Origin of the sequence: Synechococcus sp. KORDI-52 (genome assembly GCF_000737595.1) — a bacterium.
Taxonomy (GTDB): domain Bacteria; phylum Cyanobacteriota; class Cyanobacteriia; order PCC-6307; family Cyanobiaceae; genus Parasynechococcus.
This window is the reverse complement of sequence record NZ_CP006271.1, coordinates 947,654-966,200: the sequence shown is the minus strand read 5'-3', so window position 1 is coordinate 966,200 and position 18,547 is coordinate 947,654. Positions and strand designations below refer to the sequence as shown.

At 59.9% G+C, this 18,547-nt stretch carries 18 protein-coding genes; 12 read left to right on the top strand and 6 right to left on the bottom strand.

From position 1 onward, the window contains the following. Nucleotide 1 precedes the first annotated feature (1 nt). On the top strand, nucleotides 2-1,270 hold the full coding sequence (locus tag KR52_RS04790) for a beta-ketoacyl synthase (protein ID WP_038553162.1): 1,269 nt from the start codon (nucleotides 2-4) through the stop codon (nucleotides 1,268-1,270). Here the strand turns inward: KR52_RS04790 and KR52_RS04785 are convergent. The 3 genes from KR52_RS04785 to KR52_RS04775 all read right to left on the bottom strand — a co-directional run bounded on the left by KR52_RS04785 (nucleotide 1,233) and on the right by KR52_RS04775 (nucleotide 6,014). After that, a complete protein-coding gene (locus KR52_RS04785; RefSeq protein WP_038553158.1) occupies nucleotides 1,233-2,018 on the bottom strand; it encodes a hypothetical protein in 786 nt (261 codons plus the stop codon). The two genes, KR52_RS04790 and KR52_RS04785, sit on opposite strands and share 38 nt — an antisense overlap. Before the next feature lie 2 nt (nucleotides 2,019-2,020). After that, nucleotides 2,021-3,943 carry a capsular biosynthesis protein gene (locus KR52_RS04780; protein WP_253912450.1) on the bottom strand — a complete coding sequence of 641 codons (1,923 nt, stop codon included), beginning with the start codon at nucleotides 3,941-3,943 and terminating at the stop codon, nucleotides 2,021-2,023. A 73-nt stretch (nucleotides 3,944-4,016) separates the two neighbouring features. Then, the gene (locus KR52_RS04775) at nucleotides 4,017-6,014 is read right to left on the bottom strand and encodes a capsular polysaccharide biosynthesis protein (RefSeq protein WP_038553156.1); all 1,998 of its coding nucleotides are present in this window, start codon (nucleotides 6,012-6,014) and stop codon (nucleotides 4,017-4,019) included. Between the two features lie 32 nt (nucleotides 6,015-6,046). Here KR52_RS04775 and KR52_RS04770 point away from each other — a divergent pair, with 32 nt between their 5' ends. The 8 genes from KR52_RS04770 to KR52_RS04735 are packed head-to-tail and all read left to right on the top strand — an operon-like array spanning nucleotide 6,047 to nucleotide 15,259. Then, nucleotides 6,047-6,727: a cytidylyltransferase domain-containing protein gene (locus KR52_RS04770; RefSeq protein ID WP_038553154.1), complete on the top strand. Its 681-nt coding sequence runs from the start codon at nucleotides 6,047-6,049 to the stop codon at nucleotides 6,725-6,727. Nucleotides 6,728-6,753: 26 nt separating this feature from the next. Next, complete coding sequence (locus tag KR52_RS04765) at nucleotides 6,754-8,061, top strand: DUF6716 putative glycosyltransferase (RefSeq protein ID WP_038553150.1); 1,308 nt, start codon at nucleotides 6,754-6,756, stop codon at nucleotides 8,059-8,061. Beyond that, entirely contained in the window at nucleotides 8,058-9,086 is a 1,029-nt protein-coding gene (locus KR52_RS04760) for a DUF6716 putative glycosyltransferase (protein ID WP_038553147.1), read from the top strand. Before KR52_RS04765 ends, KR52_RS04760 begins: the two co-directional genes overlap by 4 nt. Next, nucleotides 9,083-10,402, top strand: coding sequence for a DUF6716 putative glycosyltransferase (locus KR52_RS04755; RefSeq protein WP_038553144.1), 1,320 nt, complete (start codon nucleotides 9,083-9,085; stop codon nucleotides 10,400-10,402). The genes KR52_RS04760 and KR52_RS04755 overlap by 4 nt, the downstream gene beginning before the upstream one ends. Nucleotides 10,403-10,440: 38 nt before the next feature. Next, on the top strand, nucleotides 10,441-12,729 hold the full coding sequence (locus KR52_RS04750) for an N-acetylneuraminate synthase family protein (RefSeq protein WP_173402195.1): 2,289 nt from the start codon (nucleotides 10,441-10,443) through the stop codon (nucleotides 12,727-12,729). Beyond that, a complete protein-coding gene (locus KR52_RS04745) occupies nucleotides 12,726-13,643 on the top strand; it encodes a hypothetical protein (protein ID WP_038553141.1) in 918 nt (305 codons plus the stop codon). Before KR52_RS04750 ends, KR52_RS04745 begins: the two co-directional genes overlap by 4 nt. Further along, complete coding sequence (locus KR52_RS04740; RefSeq protein WP_253912449.1) at nucleotides 13,549-14,424, top strand: sulfotransferase family protein; 876 nt, start codon at nucleotides 13,549-13,551, stop codon at nucleotides 14,422-14,424. The genes KR52_RS04745 and KR52_RS04740 overlap by 95 nt, the downstream gene beginning before the upstream one ends. Next, on the top strand, nucleotides 14,408-15,259 hold the full coding sequence (locus KR52_RS04735) for a sulfotransferase domain-containing protein (protein ID WP_038553135.1): 852 nt from the start codon (nucleotides 14,408-14,410) through the stop codon (nucleotides 15,257-15,259). The genes KR52_RS04740 and KR52_RS04735 overlap by 17 nt, the downstream gene beginning before the upstream one ends. A 13-nt stretch (nucleotides 15,260-15,272) precedes the next feature. On the opposite strand, the gene KR52_RS04730 is transcribed toward KR52_RS04735, so the two are convergent. Beyond that, complete coding sequence (locus KR52_RS04730; protein WP_038556850.1) at nucleotides 15,273-15,959, bottom strand: SDR family oxidoreductase; 687 nt, start codon at nucleotides 15,957-15,959, stop codon at nucleotides 15,273-15,275. A 150-nt stretch (nucleotides 15,960-16,109) separates the two neighbouring features. On the opposite strand from KR52_RS04730, the gene KR52_RS04725 reads away from it, so the two are divergent. The 3 genes from KR52_RS04725 (at nucleotide 16,110) to KR52_RS15225 (ending at nucleotide 17,026) form a co-directional block, all read left to right on the top strand. Beyond that, complete coding sequence (locus tag KR52_RS04725; protein ID WP_371257694.1) at nucleotides 16,110-16,259, top strand: hypothetical protein; 150 nt, start codon at nucleotides 16,110-16,112, stop codon at nucleotides 16,257-16,259. A gap of 27 nt (nucleotides 16,260-16,286) precedes the next feature. Continuing rightward, nucleotides 16,287-16,823, top strand: coding sequence for a PAP/fibrillin family protein (locus KR52_RS04720; protein ID WP_038553129.1), 537 nt, complete (start codon nucleotides 16,287-16,289; stop codon nucleotides 16,821-16,823). 68 nt (nucleotides 16,824-16,891) lie between these two features. Then, entirely contained in the window at nucleotides 16,892-17,026 is a 135-nt protein-coding gene (locus KR52_RS15225; RefSeq protein WP_256382197.1) for a hypothetical protein, read from the top strand. Nucleotides 17,027-17,036: 10 nt separating this feature from the next. Here the strand turns inward: KR52_RS15225 and KR52_RS04715 are convergent, their stop codons facing one another. Beyond that, nucleotides 17,037-17,537, bottom strand: a complete 501-nt coding sequence (locus KR52_RS04715) for a DUF2808 domain-containing protein (RefSeq protein WP_051834272.1) — start codon at nucleotides 17,535-17,537, stop codon at nucleotides 17,037-17,039. A gap of 104 nt (nucleotides 17,538-17,641) precedes the next feature. Beyond that, nucleotides 17,642-18,160, bottom strand: a complete 519-nt coding sequence (locus tag KR52_RS04710; protein WP_051834271.1) for a hypothetical protein — start codon at nucleotides 18,158-18,160, stop codon at nucleotides 17,642-17,644. Between the last annotated feature and the right edge of the window lie 387 nt (nucleotides 18,161-18,547).

Below are 18,547 nucleotides of genomic sequence, written 5' to 3'. Positions count from 1 at the left end.
CGTGGCAGTTCGGCAGCAACGCTCCCAGCGTGTTTCGATCGTCGGCTGGGGCTCCGTCTCCCCCTTGGGCAGCGACGCAGCATCCACCTGGGAGAGTGTGTTGTCGGGCCGTTCCGGCATCCGAGCCCTGACAGCGCCCTGGAGCGATGATTTGCCGGTTCGCATTGCGGGCCGAGTGCCCGATGCAGCCACCCAATCCCTGGGGCCTTTACTGCTGAGGCGCTCCGACCGCTGCACCCAGCTAGGCCTCCTCGCCGCCAGAGAGGCCTGGGGGATGGCCAATCGATCCATCACTGGACTTGATCCAGATCGGGTCGCCGTGGTGCTGGGCACCGGTATCGGCGGGCTCCACACCATGCATGAACAGCACAATCAGCTGGCAGCTGGAGGACCCAGCCAGGTCAACCCACTCACGGTACCGATGCTGATTCCCGATGCGGCTGCAGGCCAAGTCGCCATCGATCTGGGCCTGCATGGAGGTGCACATACCCCTGTTTCAGCCTGCGCATCAGGGGCTGAAGCGATGATGCTGGCCCAAATGTTGCTCAACGACGGGCGGGCTGATCTCGTGCTGGCCGGCGGCACCGAAGCACCGGTGAACCGGCTGGGACTCGTTGGCTTCTCAGCCATGCGGTCTCTGTCCTCCCGGAACGACGCCCCTGAACAGGCCTCCAGGCCATACAGCAAGGAGCGCGACGGTTTTGTGCTGTCCGAAGGGGCCGGCGTGCTGGCGATGATGCGTGAGGAGGACACTCCCAGCGGAGCTGCTCTGGGCTGGCAGCTGGCCTGTGGCAGCAGTAGCGACGGTCATCACATCGTTGCTCCGGAACCAGAGGGTATTCAGGCCAGTCGTGCCATCGAAGATGCTCTCCATCGAGCTGGAATTGAAGCCAGAGACCTGTGCGCTGTTCAAGCCCATGCCACAGGGACCAAGCTGGGTGATCTGGCTGAAGCGCGCTCACTTCGGCGAAGCCTTGGCCCTGCCGCCGACCACATCCCCGTCTATGCCCCCAAGGGGCAACTGGGGCATCTGCTCGGTGCAGCAGGGGCTGTGGAGACAATCATCAGTTTTCAAGCGCTTCAAGCGGGCGTCTTGCCGAAAACAATGAATGCTGATCCACTCGACGAAGACATCGACATTGCTGTCACATCAACCAAGCAGATTGAATTAGGAAAAACAGGATCAGAACTGGTGATGCTGAAAAATGCATTTGGCTTTGGAGGCCACAACATCAGCCTGATAATTTCCGCAATTTGTAGAAATTCTTGACGCTGCCTTCAAACAATTGCTTATCCGAATCAACAGGTATTGCGTCTAGATCCTCACTCCACAAAGAACACGTAATCGTCACCGTAGGCGCAACAAGCCTTTTGAGAAGTATGGAAAGTGGGCTGTAGAGATCTTCCGGCATGATTTGAGAACCTTCATAGGTAAAGATCCATGGAGCAATGCATGTCGAAAATCGCTTCGCCAGCATTTGAGGACTCCTCGACGCACGCTGATAAATCGACGTCACAAGAGAACCATTGGGAGCAATGATCATCTCGCCATATTTCTCCATAGTTTCAAACGACTTGTAGACTGATCGCCTTCTAGACGATGCATCCCTATGATCAAGCATGATGTGACCAGCATTACTCGCAGTAAGACGAAAAAAAGGCATAACCACACCTAGATGCAACCCTCCCGTCGTGATACTTGGAATTTTTATATAACCTTGCACAACAAATAGATCCAGAGGATTTTCATGATTCCAGATATGGACCATGCCTTTCCTCGAATTCTCCCAATCGAAATCACTGCGCAGCAGCACTCTCACGCCCAAAAACTTCAACAACTGACGGCAATACGCCGAAAGCAACAGCGCAGCTAACCTTTTTCTACCCAAAAGCAGCGCAGGAAATTGCAAAAAGTAATTCAAATAAGCACTGAAAAGCCAAAAGAAACGACAAATCAATCTAAAAGTCACAGCCCCAATACCCAACAAAATACGTTCAATTCGCCTCAACCAAGCCATCCCTATCGGCCCCATGACCGGTATAGGTCGTGAACCTTAGCCGACAACTCTTGCTCCAACACAGCCCCGCTGCCTCCCATCAGAAATGAACGCCCACGCTTGCACCGAACCACCAAGATCGGCGAAGCAAGACGTATAAAAAACATTCTCAGAATTCCACAATGTCCACTAACAAAAATACTGCCACTTTTATCATAGGAAAAAAACCAAGGCACAATCGAAACCTGGCCCCGCACAGTGGACCGGGCCAGCAAAGATAGTGGAGAAGAAAAAGCTGAAATCGGAAGAACAATTTGACCAGTTCTCGAAAGCACTTCCGCACCAACTTCACTGTTTTCAAATCCTTTCAGCCTGCAATCTTGATCAAACAAACCCTGCCAGAACAGACAACCCGATGCGGCCACCGATGAGTTCAAGCCCAGCAAAGCTCGACCGATGAGGAAATCAATAGGGTGAGAGTCGTCGTGAACATGAATCACGAGATTTCCTTTTTCTTCACTGGGCTGGCTGTCATCAACAATCACGCGAACACCCAGCGCTCTCAGTGCGGACAAAGGAATCAGGCTGATGAGCTTTCTGTTGATTTTTATCAATCCCATCCGAAACAGTGCAGACTGCAAAAGATCCAAGATGAGGGCAGAGATCGCCCAGTAAAGACGGACAACGATCCTCCCCAGCAATTGCAAGGGGTTCACGGATACCTCGAGCTTCAAGCTGGGCACCCTGAAGTTGGATGGGAGTTGACGGGCATCTTGACCAATCGGGAACGTGGTTCTGAAGGGGAAATCACCGTCAAAATTTCCATTGACCTGGGTGGTGAGCACCAAGTGGTTGTAGAAGCGATAGAAGAGAGCTCGATCACTGGGCTGGGGATCACACCAAAATGCATCAAGTGGTTTCTGATCCGTCAAACCTTCCAAGTTGTAGAAGGTGTCCCCCATCGTCTTGGTGGGCACGGCATGAAACAACGCCTGGAGCCCCACGGTGCTGTTCACCGTGATCACCCCTCGACAGGTCCTGAGGTAGCGGCTGAGGGGGCCGTCATGGAAATAGTGAACCCGGCCGGAGACGCCATATTGCTGAGCCAGCAGCCGAATCAAAGCGGCGTAGTTGTTGTAACCACGATCCCGAGGATGGTGCTTGAAGGCCAGATGGTCTGAAGCATGGGCATGGCCAGCAAAGGATCTGATCACATCTTCAATGAAGTCGTGCATGCCTCTGTAAGGCGACCCCATCTGAATCTGGGAATCACTGGAAACCTGCAGAACCGCCAGGAAAAAGGAGAAGTGTTCCAGCAACCGCTGCTTCAGCAGCCGCTCCTGCCAACGGTAGAGCCAGTAACGCCAGGTGCCGCGCACCTGGCACCAAAGAAAACCTGGGGACGGTTGAAGCTTGTGCTCACCTTCGATGATTGGGTATCGGGTGAAAGCGTGCTGAATGAAGGTCGGCGCTTTCCAGGCCTTGCGCCAGCGCCAGCCTGGATCCAGCACGATGTTTTGGGGCAGCTGATCACATTCGGGCAGCCCCCGGTAAAAAGCCGCTGGCTTGTTGAGGTTGGAGCGGGCATTCACCCGATCCCGTTCCAAGGTCACGTAATTGGGGCGCAGATACCCCAGCTCAAACACCCAGGCTTCAATGCCGAGGTCGCGAGCTTCTTCGATGGCAATCCGGTGGGGAATGATGAAGTCGCCGTACATGAAGATGTGGCGAATTCCCCGTTCTTCCAGCAAACGTCGCAGGAAAGGACGCCAGGAATCCATCCCCTTGCTGTACGGCACACATACATCGGCCGGGAAGCCGAATTCCCGCAATGGAAAGGCCACCTTGGTGACGGGAATGCCACATCCCTGTAGATAACGGCAAAAACGAGCGAAAAACAGACCAATTGGGCCCATCAACAGCAGCACTGGTCCGTCGATCCGCACCTGTACCAGAGCTGGCGCCCGACCTCTTCCCAAACTGCGTCCCGCCCATCAATGGGCGAAATCCTGGCACGCCTCAACGGCGCCGCAGCCTGCCCCAGTGGCGGAACAGGGCCTGCACGAGCGTGCGTCGCTGTGGTGGCGCGGCGCGCCAGGCCACCAGCTCATCGATGGCCTGCTCCGGCGTGATGAACCAGCCGCTGTCGCGGCTGACATAGCGGGGATAGTCGATCAAGGAGGCATGAACCAGCTCATCCAGCGACAGCTGACGCTGTCGACGACAGCAACGCTCGCGATCCTGGGTGAGGCCCCAGCCGGCATAGAAGGGCAAGCCCCAGCAATGCACCTCCAGCCCCCGCAGCAATGCCTCAAACCCTGCCAGCGAGGTGAGGACGTGCACGGCATCGATCTGGGTGAACAGCTGCTGAATCGACCCCTGCGGCAACACCTCATCGCACAGCGCAGCGGCATCGTCCTCACCGGCACCGGCACGGCAGAGCCCGGCCACCACATCTGGATGCGGTTTGTAGAGGAGATAAGCCTCCGGCTCCACCGACCGCACTTTTGACAACAAAGCTCGGTTGCTGCGCAGCCCAGGGGCGCCGTAGCGGATCGACGCATCGCTCTCCACCTGACCGATCACCAGCACCACCCGTCGCTGCCCAGCAGGGCGAACCCATGGCTCAGCCTGGAGGTTGTATTTGGTGATCGCCTCCTTCACCAACCGCTGACGCAACGCCGCGGCCCTCTGGCGTTGGGCCTGCGTCCACTGCCCCGTCGCCAGGCATGTTTCCAGATCGCTGGGCCGGGTGGCGTCGTAATAAACCCCCTGGTGATCCACCACCCAGGACACCGGATCCACCAGATCCGCCCCGAGCCCGACGGAACGAAGAAAGCCGTCCTCCACCTGCAACACCGGCAACTTCCGACGCGCAGCGGCTTCCAGCAGCCGCGGCCGGGCCCGCCGTCCCCAGACCACCACGGCATCAACCCCCAGCGGAATCCGCCGCCAAGGGGCGCGGAATCTCAGCTGACTGCCCGCCAGGAAGCGCCGCAGACTGCGCTGTTTCCAGGGGGTGAAGCCGAACGCCACGCACCGCCGTGGCTGTTGCCCCTGGAGGCGCCGCTGCAAACCGATCGCACGCATCAAGGTTTCGATGCTGCAAGGTTGATGCCGGTGGGGATCAATGCATCGGCAGGCTCCCACCAAGGCGGCATGCACCAAGGCCTCAAGGCTGGCGCCCCGGCATCGCCGAACCGGTGCTTGGCAATGATCATGGGTCAGCCCCCACCCGGCGTAGAAGGGCATGCCGAAGCAGTGGACGGGGCGGCCCCAGAGCAAGGCCTCAAACCCCATCTGGGAGGTGACCACGTACACCGCCCGGGCCCGCTCGAGCAGCCCCGCGGGGTGACCAGCATCCGCACTCAGGCGAACGCGGGGGTGTCTCAGATCCGAATCATTGAAATGGCCCCGGGCGCGGCCGGCAATCACATCCGGATGCACCTTGAGAACCACCGTGCACTCCGGATGCTCGACCAAGGCCGCCTGGAGCATGCGCTGAAAACAGCTGCCATCCGCCAAGCCCAGCGCGATCGATCGATCCCCAGCGGATTGATCCACCACCAGCACGAAGGGCTCCGGCGGAGCTACCGCCTCCGCTGGAGGGTTCACCTTGCTCAGACGCTGCTCACACCAGAGCCTCTGCAGGGCTCGCGCGCGGTTGGCCTCAGCCATCGTGATCGGCGTGGCGATCAACTGCTCCATCCGGCTGGGAACAGTTGCATCGAAATGCACTCCAAGCTCATCCACCAGCAGACCAAGCGGTGGATGATTTCGACCTTTGGCCACCGAGCGCAGCAAGCCATCCTCGAGATGCCACACCGGCAGATCCCACTGACGAGCGAGGCGCTCCACTCGCAGCGCACTGGGCCGCCGTCCCCAGGCCAACAGCACGTTCACATCGCGGCGGCGGCCCGGCACCAAACGGTCCGGTGCCAGCAACTGCGCCAGTGTGCGGTGCGCAAGCATCCCCCGGGCCGGAACACCGAGCCGCAGAGCAGCAGGCCTGGTCATCGGGTAAGACATGACGCACTGAATCCTCACCGATGGCAGTCCCCCATGGCGCATTGGCCTTAATCCCCGCTCGCGGTGGATCGAAGGGCATTCCAGGCAAGAACCTTCAAATGGTGGACGGTGTGCCCCTGGTCTGCCGCAGCATCCATGCGGCCCAGGCCAGCAAGGGCGTGGGCCGAGTGGTGGTGAGCACCGACGATGACGCCATCGCCGCCGCTGCCGCCGCCGAAGGCGCCATCGTGATTCGACGCCCCGCAGCCATCGCCGGCGACACGGCCAGCTCGGAATCGGCGCTGCTGCATGCCCTCGATGCACTGGAACAACAGGGACCACTCGAAGCGAAGCTGGTGTTCCTGCAATGCACCTCCCCCTTCACGACCGGAGCTCAGATCGATGCGGTGCTGGCCGCACTCAAGCCGGGGCACTGCAACAGCAGCTTCGCCGTCACCCCCTGGCACGGCTTCCTCTGGCGGGCCGATGGGAGAGGGATCAACCACGACCCTGGGAAACCCCGCCAACGACGCCAGGACCTGGAACCGGCATTTTTGGAGACCGGCGCGATTTACACCATGAACCTCGCGGACTTCCGGCGCTGCGGCAGCCGCTTCTGCCCACCAACCAATCCTGTGGTGCTGGAGCAGGTGGGACCAGAAATCGACACGCCCGAGGATCTTGCCCTCTGCCGCCGCATTGCCGCCCTTAAGGCCGAGTAATTTTGCTCAGCACAGTGTCGGTGTCGATGGCGTCCGCAGAATCCAAGCGCCTCATCGGCCGGAAGGTCACTGCCGTCGCCTGCTTCGACTCCTTCGGCAAGCTGGCGATGACCATGCTGGCCGCTTGCCGGCGTGAGGGAGCCGAAACCACTCTGCTGCTGCTGGAGCTCAACAACAGGTCTCTCTCCCGGCGACAACGTCTCGAAATTCGACGGATCGACCCCAAGACCAGGATCGAAAAACACAACTGGAACGATCTGCCATCACTTTGCAGCGCCATGGCGGGGAAGGTCGACGCCCTGATCCTCGGTCTGGATGGCCAGCGCAGCCGCGACGCGCTGCTGCGACTGAAAAACATCTGGGCGGATCAAGACCAACGCCCACGCCTGATCAGCGCTTACCCGGGCATCCTGTTTCGCTTCGGCCTCGAGGGGATGATGGATCGCTCGGGAGCCGACCTGTTCTGCCTCAACAGTGCAGACGACTTGGCCCTGTATGGCCGTGGACGCAAGGCCCTGGGCCTTGACAGCAGCAACGCCTTGGTCACGGGCCTGCCGATTCTCTGGCGCACAAAACGCCGCACGGAAGCCCCTCCAAACCCTTCCATCGTTTTCTTCGAACAGCCTTCAATTCCGGTGCACCCACTGCAGCGCCGGTTTCTCTGTGATCAGCTCAAAGAGCTGGCCGCGGCCTGGCCCGATCACCAGGTGATCTTCAAACCCCGAACATCAAGCATCGAGAGCACCCTGCATCGGCGCCACGGGGAAATGGCCAGCGTGATCGACAAGATGACGCGTGATCAACCGAATCTGCGCCTCAGTTTCAAGCCCGCCACCCGACTGCTGCGGCATTGCGGTTGTGCCATCACCGTCTCGTCTACGGCCGCGATGGAATCGATGTCAATGGGCATCAGCACCCGCATCGTCGGTGATCTGGGGGTGACCGAAACCCTCGGCAACCACTTCTTCGCGAGTTCCGGTGCCATCAGCAGCTTCGCGCAGATCAAGGCCAACCCCTTCGAGGTCATCCATGACGCTCAGTGGCTTGAGCGGCAAGGTCTGCAGCGGGACGGTGAGGATCGCTTCATCACGGCCTTGGTGGACCGACTGAACAGCCCGGCTCAACCCCTCGGGATCTCCAGCCATGGTCCCCTGAGCTGGGGCAGCAGTGCCTGGCAGAAGGCTGCCTTACGCAACGGGGGCCGGAGGATGCTGAGCAGTGGAGGCGCCCGATCCAGCCAACGCAAACGTCACCGCACCCGCCGCCTGCTGCGCAGCCTGCGCGACGGCGTGGTGGGGTTTGGCTGGCTCTCCAAACTGCTGCGGGAACGATGACCCTCCTGCTGATCAGCGACGGAGGGCTGGAGCGTTCCGCCTGCCTGCTGATGGCCGATGCCCTGGAACAACAGGGTGAGCGCTGCATCACAGCAGGGCCATGGCTCCACGGACATCAACCCCTTGTCACTGCTGCACCGCAGCTGACCATCGACCTGGGACAACTACCGGCACACCCCGTGTTGGACCAAGTCTCAGCCATTGGCCTGTTCCTGCAGAACGCAGAGCAGGTGCAGCAGTTCGTCAGGGCCTATCGGGCCCTCTGCGGCATGCGCGGTCGGCCTGCGGCAACAATCTTCAGTGGCGCCCTGGTTCCCTTGGTGGGGGATGCCCTGATCCGCGATCTCACCCATCGCCAGGGCTGTGATCTGCTGCTGGTGAGCGGCGAACACCAACGGCGTCAGCTGCGATCGCTCACGTTTAACTGGCCCGCCAGCCTGCCGGTGCCGCCCATGATCAGCACAGGCTTCTGGTTCCCTCAGGCTGCACCCTGCGCTCCCGCCCCAGAGCACCTCCTGCTCGCATTGATCCAGGAGCAGATTCCCACCCACATCGGTGCCCGCGATCAACTGCTGCGCCAACTCAACACCTGGGCAAGACAACGACCGGACTGGACCGTGATGTTGCAACGCGACCACAGCTGGACCACGACAACCCCGCTGATGCCCAGCGACGACACCCTGGCCGACAACCTGTTGGAAGCCACCCCCGGACAGCTGCTGCCACTGATCGGATCCTGCACCGCCTGCCTGACGGTGAGCTCACCCTGGAGCCTGGCGGCGATGACATGGGGCCGGATCCCCATCATCGTGGGCGACTACGGAATCCACGATCAACAGAACACGACGGGGTTCTTCGGGTGCGGGGCCATGCATCGTCTGCGCAGCATCCCCCACCTCGACGCCATCAGCGAACTGCCCCCGGCGAACCAAACCTGGCTCGACGGCATGGGCGCTGACATCACCGACGGCCCAAACCGCCTGATCGAAGCCTTGCGCAAACTTCCGCGACGGGAGAAGTCATGACGACGTCCCCAACCAGGCCCAATCTCACCGTGCTTTTGATCGCCGACAGTGACAGCCAACTGTTGGCTTGCGAGGCCCTCTGCAGTGCTCCAAGCGCAGTGGCCGTGCACTGGAGCATCAATGTGATTCCACGGAATGGGACCCCCGAGGCGTTGTTGCAACGCCTGTCCAGGCAGGCCACTCTCCGCCATCAGAACCTGGCTCAGCTCCTGCGCAATCGACGCCTGCAGAGCTTTGATGCCATCGGCGTGTTCCTGACGGGAAGCAAGCTCAATGACATCCGGCTCGCTCTGGCACAGGATCGTCAGCGCCCCCTGCTGTTCTGTGGTTTCAACGGCGTGGTGCTGGATCACTTCATCGAGGGGGTGAGCTGGCGGCTGGGCTATGACCTCATCTGCCTCAGCGGTCCGCGCGATCAGGAGACGCTGGCCCAACTGATCAGCGGGACCCCGTTTGACCAGCAACGCACCGTGCTCACCGGTCTCCGGCGCAACGCCCCCAGCACAGACTTGCCCCCGGTCTCCGAACGTCCGCGGCGCCTTGTGTTCGCCGAGCAGGTGATCATGCCCGCGTCGCCCAGCGAACGGGCCCGACTCGTACGGCTCCTGAGTGATCTGGCCAGCCGCTCTCCCAACTGGGAGGTGCTGATCAAACCCCGCATCGCCCCCGGTGACGCCACCTTTCATGACGTCGACACCCACATCAGCACGACCCTGAAGCAGACCCTGGGGGTGCCTCCCGCCAATCTGCGGCTGGACTATCGCCCCCTGCCGGTGCTGTTGAAACAGGCCCGGCTGCTTGCCACCCTTTCCTCCACAGCTTTTTTCGACGCCCTCGACTTCGGTTGCCGAGCGATTGCCATCAGCGACCTGGGCCTGCAGCCGGACTATGGAGGCCACGTTTATGCCGGCAGCGGCGTGTGGCGGTCCCTCGAGGCCATCTCCCACCTGGATGCCCTTGATGCCGAAGGGCCATTCCCGGATCCACACTGGCTGGAATGGATGGGCTACGGAGGGCGGTTCAGCCCCTCCGCCCTGCTCGAGGCCCTGATCGAACTCAAACAGCAACCGCGGCAGCCCCTTTCAAGCAGCATCGGCTATCCGGGGAATGCTCAATCCAGCTTCAACCAACTGCGGTTGGGAGCCGAAACCGCCATTGCCAATGGCGACTGGAGCAGTGCGCGGGAACTGCTTTGCCAGGCGACCTCGATGCGCCCGCTCCACCGCGGTGTCGCCTACCGCCATTGGGCCGTCGGCCAGCCCAACCCGCTGCTACGACAGTTGGCACTCCTGATCTCCTACAGAGATCTGAAGTAGGTTCAACGGCGACTCAACCCAGGCGGCCTGAAAGAACGGTGAGAGGCATCCTGATTGAGCGAAATTTCACCCAGTTCGTTGTCTTCGCAGAAGACAGCATTCTTTCAGCGCTCAGCAAGATCACGGCCAACCAGTCGCGGCTGATCTTCGTTGTCTCGGAAAGCGGAATCCTCCAGGGCGTGCTCACTGATGGCGACTTCCGCCGCTGGATTGCCAATTGCGGCGAGATCGACCTGAACCGGCCGGTCACCGCGGCGATGAATTCCAACTGCCGCTCGGCCGCCGAAGGCACCAGCGCTGGTGACCTGAACGCCCTGCTGAATTCGCGAATCACGGCGCTGCCGCTGCTGGACAGCCACGGCCGCATTGTTGCGGTGGCCCGACGCGCCACCGATGGGCTTCAGATCGGCTCACGCCGCATCGGCGATGACGCCCCCTGCTTCCTGATTGCCGAAATCGGCAACAACCACAACGGCGATCTCGACATCGCGCTCCAACTGATTGATGCGGCTCACGCCGCGGGAGCGGACTGCGCCAAGTTCCAGATGCGGGACATGAGCCGGCTGTACCGCAATGCTGGCGACAGCAACGACATGGCCTCCGATCTGGGCACCCAGTACACCCTGGATCTGCTCGAGCGCTTTCAGCTCAGTGACGACGAACTGTTCCGTTGTTTCGACCACGCCGCCAGCAAAGGCCTCGTTCCTCTTTGCACCCCGTGGGATGAAGCCAGCCTCGACAAGCTCAACCGCTGGGGGATGGAAGGCTTCAAGGTGGCGTCAGCGGATTTCACCAACCACGCCCTGCTCTCCAGCCTGGCAGCCACCGGCAAGCCGCTGATCTGCTCCACCGGCATGGCCTCAGAAGTGGAGATCCGCTCCGGCATCCGTCATCTGCAGAACGAAGGTGCCGGCTACGTGCTGCTCCACTGCAATTCCACCTATCCCACCCCGTTCAAGGACGTCAATCTGCGCTACCTCGAGCGGCTGCGCGACCTGGCCGAGGCTCCTGTGGGGTATTCCGGCCATGAGCGTGGCATCGAAGTGCCCATTGCCGCCGCCGCCCTCGGCGCGGTGGTGATCGAGAAACACATCACCCTGGATCGCTCGATGGAGGGCAACGACCACAAGGTGAGCCTGTTGCCCAATGAATTCACCCAGATGATCCAAGGCATTCGCCGGGTGGAGGAATCGATGGGCAGCAGCGGCGAACGCAGCATCAGCCAGGGCGAAATGATGAACCGGGAGGTGCTGGCCAAGAGCCTGGTCGCCACATGCGACGTCCCCGCCGGCACGGAGATCACCGAGGTCATGGTGGGCATCCAGAGCCCCGGGCAGGGGCTGCAGCCCAATCGCCTGGGCGACCTCATCGGCAAGACCTTGCCGGTGAGCAAAGCGGCCGGCGACTTCTTCTTCCCCTCCGATCTCGAGACCCCCGCTGCCACCCCGCGCACCTATCGATTCCAACACCGCTTTGGCCTACCGGTTCGCTACCACGACATTGAGAGCTTTGCTGCTAGCAGCAATCTGGACATTGTTGAAATCCATCTCAGCTACAAGGATCTCGAGGTCAACCTTGATCAGGTGCTGCCGAGAAAGCAGCAGATCGGACTGGTGGTGCATGCCCCCGAACTCTTCGCCGGCGATCACACCCTCGATTTATGCAGCGATGATGACGACTACCGCCGCCATTCGATTGAAGAACTCCAGCGCGTGGTCGACATCTCCCGTGACCTGCGCCGTCGTTTCGACTGCCCCGATCCCGTTCTGCTGGTGACCAACGTCGGTGGCTTCTCCGAGCACCACCATCTCGAACGACGGGAATTGCAGCCGCTGCGGCAACGCCTGATCGACAGCCTGCAGCAGATCGACAGCGCTGGCGAGGTGGAGATCATTCCCCAGACCATGCCCCCCTTCCCCTGGCACTTCGGCGGTCAGCGCTATCACAACCTGTTCGTCGACACCGACTTCATCAGGCAGTTCTGCGAAGACACCGGCATGCGCGTCTGCCTGGATGTGTCTCACTCCAAGCTCGCCTGCACCCACCTCAATGGCTCCTTCAGTGGGTTCCTCAAGGCCATCCTTCCGTTCACCGCACACCTGCACTTGGCCGACGCCAAGGGCGTCGATGGAGAAGGCCTGCAGATCCACGATGGTGAAATCGATTGGATCCAGCTGTTTGCCCTGATGGACCAGCTCGCCCCCAAGGCAAGCTTCATCCCCGAAATCTGGCAGGGCCATAAGAACAACGGCGAAGGCGCCTGGCTCGCCCTCGAACGCCTGGAAGGCTGTGTCGAGTCCACCACCCCGCAACGGCAGGTCGCGTGAGTCAGCTCAAGCCGAACCGCATTGTTCTGCATTGCGGGCTGCACAAAACAGGCAGCACCTACATCCAGCGGAACCTGCAGACCAACCGCGAGCTGCTGCTGAAGCAGGGGGTGCTCTACCTCGGGCCCAACACCTTCAAAAAGCGTTGCTCCGAGTTGTGGAAACACCTGCAATGGGGTCGCTGGGATTGCCCAACGTCCAAACGCCTGAGATCACAAACAAGAGCCACCCTGCTGGAGCTGGCGGGGGAGCATCCAGAATCCATCCACACCATTGTTCTGTCGTTCGAAGCCCTTTTCGGAACGCTGCGCAGCGGCTTGGCCGAACCACCACGCCGACCACCACGCAACAAGGAACACAAGGCGGGCCTGTATCGCTACGCCAAATCGCGCACCAAACGGCTGATGATCGGGCTGGAAGACGGCCTTGGGCATCGATCAATCACCTGGACTGTGCTGTTTGCCAGCAGAGATCAAGAGGGCTTCATCCGCTCCTGCCACACCCAGCTGCTCAAGGAAGGGCGGCACACGCCTGAAACGGGCCAGTTCGAGACCTTCCGACAAACAGCCGATTTCTCCCATACCGATCCCCGAACACTGCAGCACGCTCTCTTGAAACTGAGCAGCAAACGCGATGTTCAGATCAAGGTCATCGACTATGAACAGGCCAGCGACCCTGAAGAGCCGAGCACATTGTTATGGAATGTGCTGAAACAAGCGCTGCCCCAGCAGGCTGATCTGCTCAAGCAGCAGCTGAAAGCGAACACAGACAACGGCAACCTGAGCAAAACCACCAATCCGGGCCTTAACGAACGGGGGCTTGAACTGGCTATCCAGGCGCGCCCCCTGTTCAAGCGCAGCGAATGGAAGCTGTTTCGAAAATTCCTGGAAAAAAATTTCGCCAAAAGCCGTTAATTCCATGGCTCAACCGCATCACTTCATCCGCATGAAACGCCACAACCTGCTCTACGGGCGGGTTCCCAAGGCAGCGAATTCCTCGATCAAGGCAGCCCTCTGCCGTCTGCTCAGCGAAAGGCCCCCCAAGGGGACCAAAACGACATCGGACAGGTTCTGGCAACACGAAACCAATCAGGAAACCGAACTGATCACCCTGCGCCGCGCCCGCAAGTACCGGCGCAGCCATTTCAGCTTCAGCTTCGTGCGCAACCCATTCGACCGGTTGATCGCCGCTTACAACAACAAAGTGATTGAAATCGAGGAGCCACCTTTGCCCATGCAGAACATGGGAATCACCCATGGCATGTCATTTGACACTTTTCTCGACGTCCTGATTGAGACGCCGTTCAAGCACTATGACGTTCATGTTCTACCCCAGAACCAACTACTTTGCATTGGCAATCAGATCGTGCCGAAATTCGTAGGACGCGTTGAACAAATCAATGAACATTGGGCTGAACTTCGCGACATTCTGGCCCGACGCGGAATCGAAGTGATGGAGTCATTGCCGCAGAAAAATGTACGACGCAGCGATCGCGGAAGCCTGCAGAATTACTTTAATAACGATTCACTAATCAATAAAACAATGCAAATTTACGGCGACGACGTACATCTTTTTTACAACGATGTTTCTGTGGAGGATCTGATCCAAAACACACCGCTGCCGGCCATCAACCCTCTCCACAGCAAGGGGCTCAAGCTGTCGAACTGGCTCCGATCCCATGGCTTCTGGGGCTGATCGGAGCAGCTGGCTTGAACGCTGGCGTTGCCAGCGACAGATCCATCACAGCCTGCAGGGGCACCATGATCGGATCGCGGAGGTCTACCGCACTCAGTTGCCCAACTTCATCATCATCGGAGCAGCGAAGTCGGCCACGACGAGCCTGGCTACGGCACTGAAACGTCATCCCGAAATCCAGATCAGCAGGTCGATGGAGCCGAAATTCTTCGGCCGCAACTATCTCCGCGGCTGGGAATGGTACGCGAATCAGTTCGCAGCGGATCCGCAGCGCCCCCTGCGGGGTGAAGCCAGCACGATGTATTCATCGTCGTATGGCTCCTACATCAGAACTCCGGAATTGATCCGCCACCACCTCGGCCCTATCCCGCTGATTTATCTGGTGCGCCACCCCCTGCGCCGGATTGAATCCCACTGGCGCCACTGGCATGGACGCATCAAGGACTGCCCGGCTTTTGATCAGCTGCTGCGCTCACCTCGCCTGAGGCAACGCGTTGTGGATGCCTCGCTCTACCACCAGCAATGGAAACGCTACAGGCGCTGGTTTCCGCTGCAGTCGATGTTGAGCATCACCACCGAGGAACTCAGTGCCCACCCCCAAACGAGCCTGCATCGCATCCTGCGCTTCATCGGCGCTACGCCGGATAGCTCCGGGCTACTGGAAAGGGGCGAACTGCCGCTGATGAATCCGGCGGGATCCAAGGGGCGGCGGGATGTGGCGACACCCACCTGGAGCGATGAGCTCAAGCAACAAACGATTGACTTGATTCGCCCCGACAGCGAACGCTTCCTGAAGGCCACAGGCCGGCCCGGCAACACATGGTCCTGGGACTGACGCCACGCCTGGATCAACCGAGCTGATCCAACCACTGGCCCAGCGATTGCTGGGGCTGCGCAGGGGAACTGGTGATTTCCAGGATTCGCCCGAAAGCACGCGGCTGCTCCAGAGCGTCCAGGCAGACCTGCGCGACGAGGCGCCGGGGAATGCTGTTGCTCTGCTGTTGATCCGCGTCGGTCACCAGCACACCCTCAAGAAGGCTCCGGCTGTCGTCTTCACTGAGGCCTCCGGGTCGGATCACGGTCCAATCCAAACCACTCCGCTCCAGGCAACGCTCACCCAGCCTCTTCCAGACCAGAATCAAGCCGAACAGGTTGAGGGGGTGCAGCCACCGGCCTGCACAGAGGGAACTGACCAGCACCACGCGCTTCAAACCCAGAGAGCGGCAGGCCTGCACCTGGGCCTCAACCCCCCAGGCATCCACCTGCAAGGGTCCCGCCAAGTTGATCGAAGGACGAGCACCTGTGGCGATCACCAAAGCCGTGCAGCCCTGCAACGCATGAAGCAAAGCTTCCGCTGAATCCAGCTCCAGCCGTCGTATCTCAAGGCGCCCCTCCTGCTCAGCTTGGGCCAAGGCATGGGGAAGCACGGAGGCGGGCCTAACGATGGCTCGGACCGATTGACCGCGCTGGAGCGCCTCCTCCACAACGCGCCAGCCGGTTTTGCCGGAGGCGCCTGACACAGCCAGTTGGGTCATCTCATCGGAGCTGATCGATACACCAGTCAACAGTCAAGGGGCAAGATCAGGCCAGCCAGAATCAGACTGATATCCCAAGCCACATGAGCACGGACCAACTCCGGCAATTTTTTTGCTCACATCTCCAGAGATCCTTCCCTCAAGGAACAGGTGCTGCAGGCCGTGAGTGCCGACGCTGCGGCCCTGATTGCCCAGGAGTTGGGCTACAAAGTGTCCGGCGATGAACTGCTGCGGTTCTCCGGCCAGAGTGCCTCGGGCGTCAGCGTCACCAAGATTCAGCATCCCGGCGAATACCACTAGAACTGTTGCAGCGTTGCCGACCATCCCGTGGGTTATCACCGCAACCAACTGGTGAATCTGCTTCGGGCGAGACCGAGCGATCCAGAACTGCACGGGCTGGTCAACCGTGTGGAACTCGAGAATCCCACTGACCTCAGCAGCTCAGCAGGGTTGTTGCGTGGGGTCTGGGAGCTGCGTTGGAGCAGTTCCCGGCAACCCTGGCTGAAACAGACCGCCGGGCTGGAGAACCTCCAAATCCTGGATCCAGAGCAAGGGCGCGGCTGCAATCTGCTGCGGCTCCGGGGGCCCTTTTCCGCCCTTGGAGGCATCAGCGTGCAGGCCGATCTGGAGATCGCCGACAGCAAGCGGGTCGAGGTGCGCTTTCGACAGGGGGGCTGGATGGGGCCTTCCCTGCCGAATCGCCATCCATTGAGCCTGATGCGACAGGTTCAGCAGAGCACTCCGGCCTGGCTCGACATCACCGTGCTGGATGAGCAGCTACGGATTTGTCGTGGAAACGCAGGAACAACATTCGCGCTGCTGAGACGCAACGATTTGAATCTGCTCGATCTTCTGGGCCGATGAGGAGTCGCAAACAAGGCTGGAATTTGTCAGTCACCTGAGCCAGAACCGAAGGGCTTGCATTTGTCCGGATGGCCCGCCTACTTCAGCTTCTGCAGGGGTCCAGCACCAGTGCTGATCTTGCGGCATGGACAGCGGTGATCTTTGCGTCGATCACCGCACTTGTGATCTGGGGTGTCTTCAATGCTTACCCCAACATGCTCTAGACCTTCGCAACTAGTGAAAAGGGTCCTGCTCATACACGGTCAACCGCAAGGTTGGCCCGTCGTAACGAACAGGCTGGTCGCCTTCGGCCAGAAGTTCTGTAGACCATTGATAGATGCCGGCCTCGGGATTAAAGCCCCGAAACACCACATTCACGGTCGTCCCTGGCGAAACCGCTGGAGTGAGTTGGATGCTCACGACCCCTTCAGAATCTGAGACAACAGCGGAGGCCAAGCCGTTGACTCCTTTGCCGCGAAGTGAGTAGTCACCGATGTAGACCCGGGGTTCCGAGCGGCCCCAGTCCCACTGATCAATGTTGGGCAGCTGCGTCAAAACGATTGATGCCAAGGCATTGCCTGCATCCTCAGGAACCTCGACGGTGATCGTGGTGCGATTTCGCTTCCCTTCGGTGGCTTCAGGGTTATGAATCATCACCCGCGTTGGAGGACGATCAAACAACGATTGTGCAAGCAGTGGCGCCTGCAACAACACGATCGGAGCCAGCAAAAGCATCGCAGTCAACTGTTGCTTCACCTGAATGTGCCGGCGGCTGCGAAAAGATTAGCGATGGCATTTAGAACAACATGGCAGGCCAAGGGATGGCCCCTCCCCCTGCTTCAGCAATGCCTGGCCAACATGGTTTCGACCATGCCGGTCTGGCCCTGAAGCGCGTAGGCCTCAAGTTCACGTCGGCGCTGCAGCGGCCCTAGCGACTGGGTCACGCGCAGAACGTGCTCAGCTGTTGACGAATCCAGATAATGAGCAAAAAACCTGTCAACCTGAGCACGGCTGAAGCCACCGTGCTTCTGCAGCATCAAACTGATGGTGGACGAAGAAGGTGTCTCCAAGCCATCAAGGCAATCCTGAACAACATGGATGGCCTCATGGGTGAGGACGTCTAACTGAAGCCCTGGCTCATCCTTGAGCCCCTCGGACAAGCAAAGACGGTTCACACCCATGTTGTATGCCGCTTGCTCGGCCCCAGGGCCACAACGGTCGAGACGATCGATCACAACACCGAGCTGCTGAAGCTGATCCATCAAAAGATCCGTGCGCGCGGAAGGCGATGCAGCGCCAGCAGAAGGATTCCAGCCAACCAGCAGCGCCGCGGGGAGCAGGAGACGAAAAAACAGCAAACGGGACGCACCAGACGCAAAATGAGCCTAAGCCTGAGCGGAATGCCTTCGACCAAGACGCGAAGGCACACAGCATCGCCAGCACACCACGCAAGACAGATCAATCCATTGGACTTCTGACAGCATTCAGATTTGTGATGCGATGCCAATGACTGCGAAAATTGAAGATTGTCGTGTTGTGGCTGGCCGTATCAACAATCTGCAAATAGCACAGGAACGAATGGTGCTTGATGCGGTGACCAAGGGGTTTGCGCCCTGCCTGCAGACCTGTTGAATGATGGATTTTCTGGCCATCCCTGGGCTCACACGACGCCCGCGCAGGCAAGAGATAAAAGGCCGAGTTAGCACGAACGAGAGAATCCTCATCCAACGAAAATATACTTCTGG

Excerpts from the sequence above, each read along its gene's own strand:
- KR52_RS04785 (WP_038553158.1), bottom strand. The coding sequence starts at position 2,018 with ATGGCTTGGTTGAGGCGAATTGAACGTATTTTGTTGGGTATTGGGGCT.
- KR52_RS04775 (WP_038553156.1), bottom strand. The coding sequence starts at position 6,014 with ATGACCAGGCCTGCTGCTCTGCGGCTCGGTGTTCCGGCCCGGGGGATG.
- KR52_RS04770 (WP_038553154.1), top strand. The coding sequence starts at position 6,047 with ATGGCAGTCCCCCATGGCGCATTGGCCTTAATCCCCGCTCGCGGTGGA.
- KR52_RS04765 (WP_038553150.1), top strand. The coding sequence starts at position 6,754 with ATGGCGTCCGCAGAATCCAAGCGCCTCATCGGCCGGAAGGTCACTGCC.
- KR52_RS04760 (WP_038553147.1), top strand. The coding sequence starts at position 8,058 with ATGACCCTCCTGCTGATCAGCGACGGAGGGCTGGAGCGTTCCGCCTGC.
- KR52_RS04755 (WP_038553144.1), top strand. The coding sequence starts at position 9,083 with ATGACGACGTCCCCAACCAGGCCCAATCTCACCGTGCTTTTGATCGCC.
- KR52_RS04735 (WP_038553135.1), top strand. The coding sequence starts at position 14,408 with ATGGCTTCTGGGGCTGATCGGAGCAGCTGGCTTGAACGCTGGCGTTGC.
- KR52_RS04730 (WP_038556850.1), bottom strand. The coding sequence starts at position 15,959 with ATGACCCAACTGGCTGTGTCAGGCGCCTCCGGCAAAACCGGCTGGCGC.
- KR52_RS15225 (WP_256382197.1), top strand. The coding sequence starts at position 16,892 with ATGGCCCGCCTACTTCAGCTTCTGCAGGGGTCCAGCACCAGTGCTGAT.
- KR52_RS04715 (WP_051834272.1), bottom strand. The coding sequence starts at position 17,537 with ATGCTTTTGCTGGCTCCGATCGTGTTGTTGCAGGCGCCACTGCTTGCA.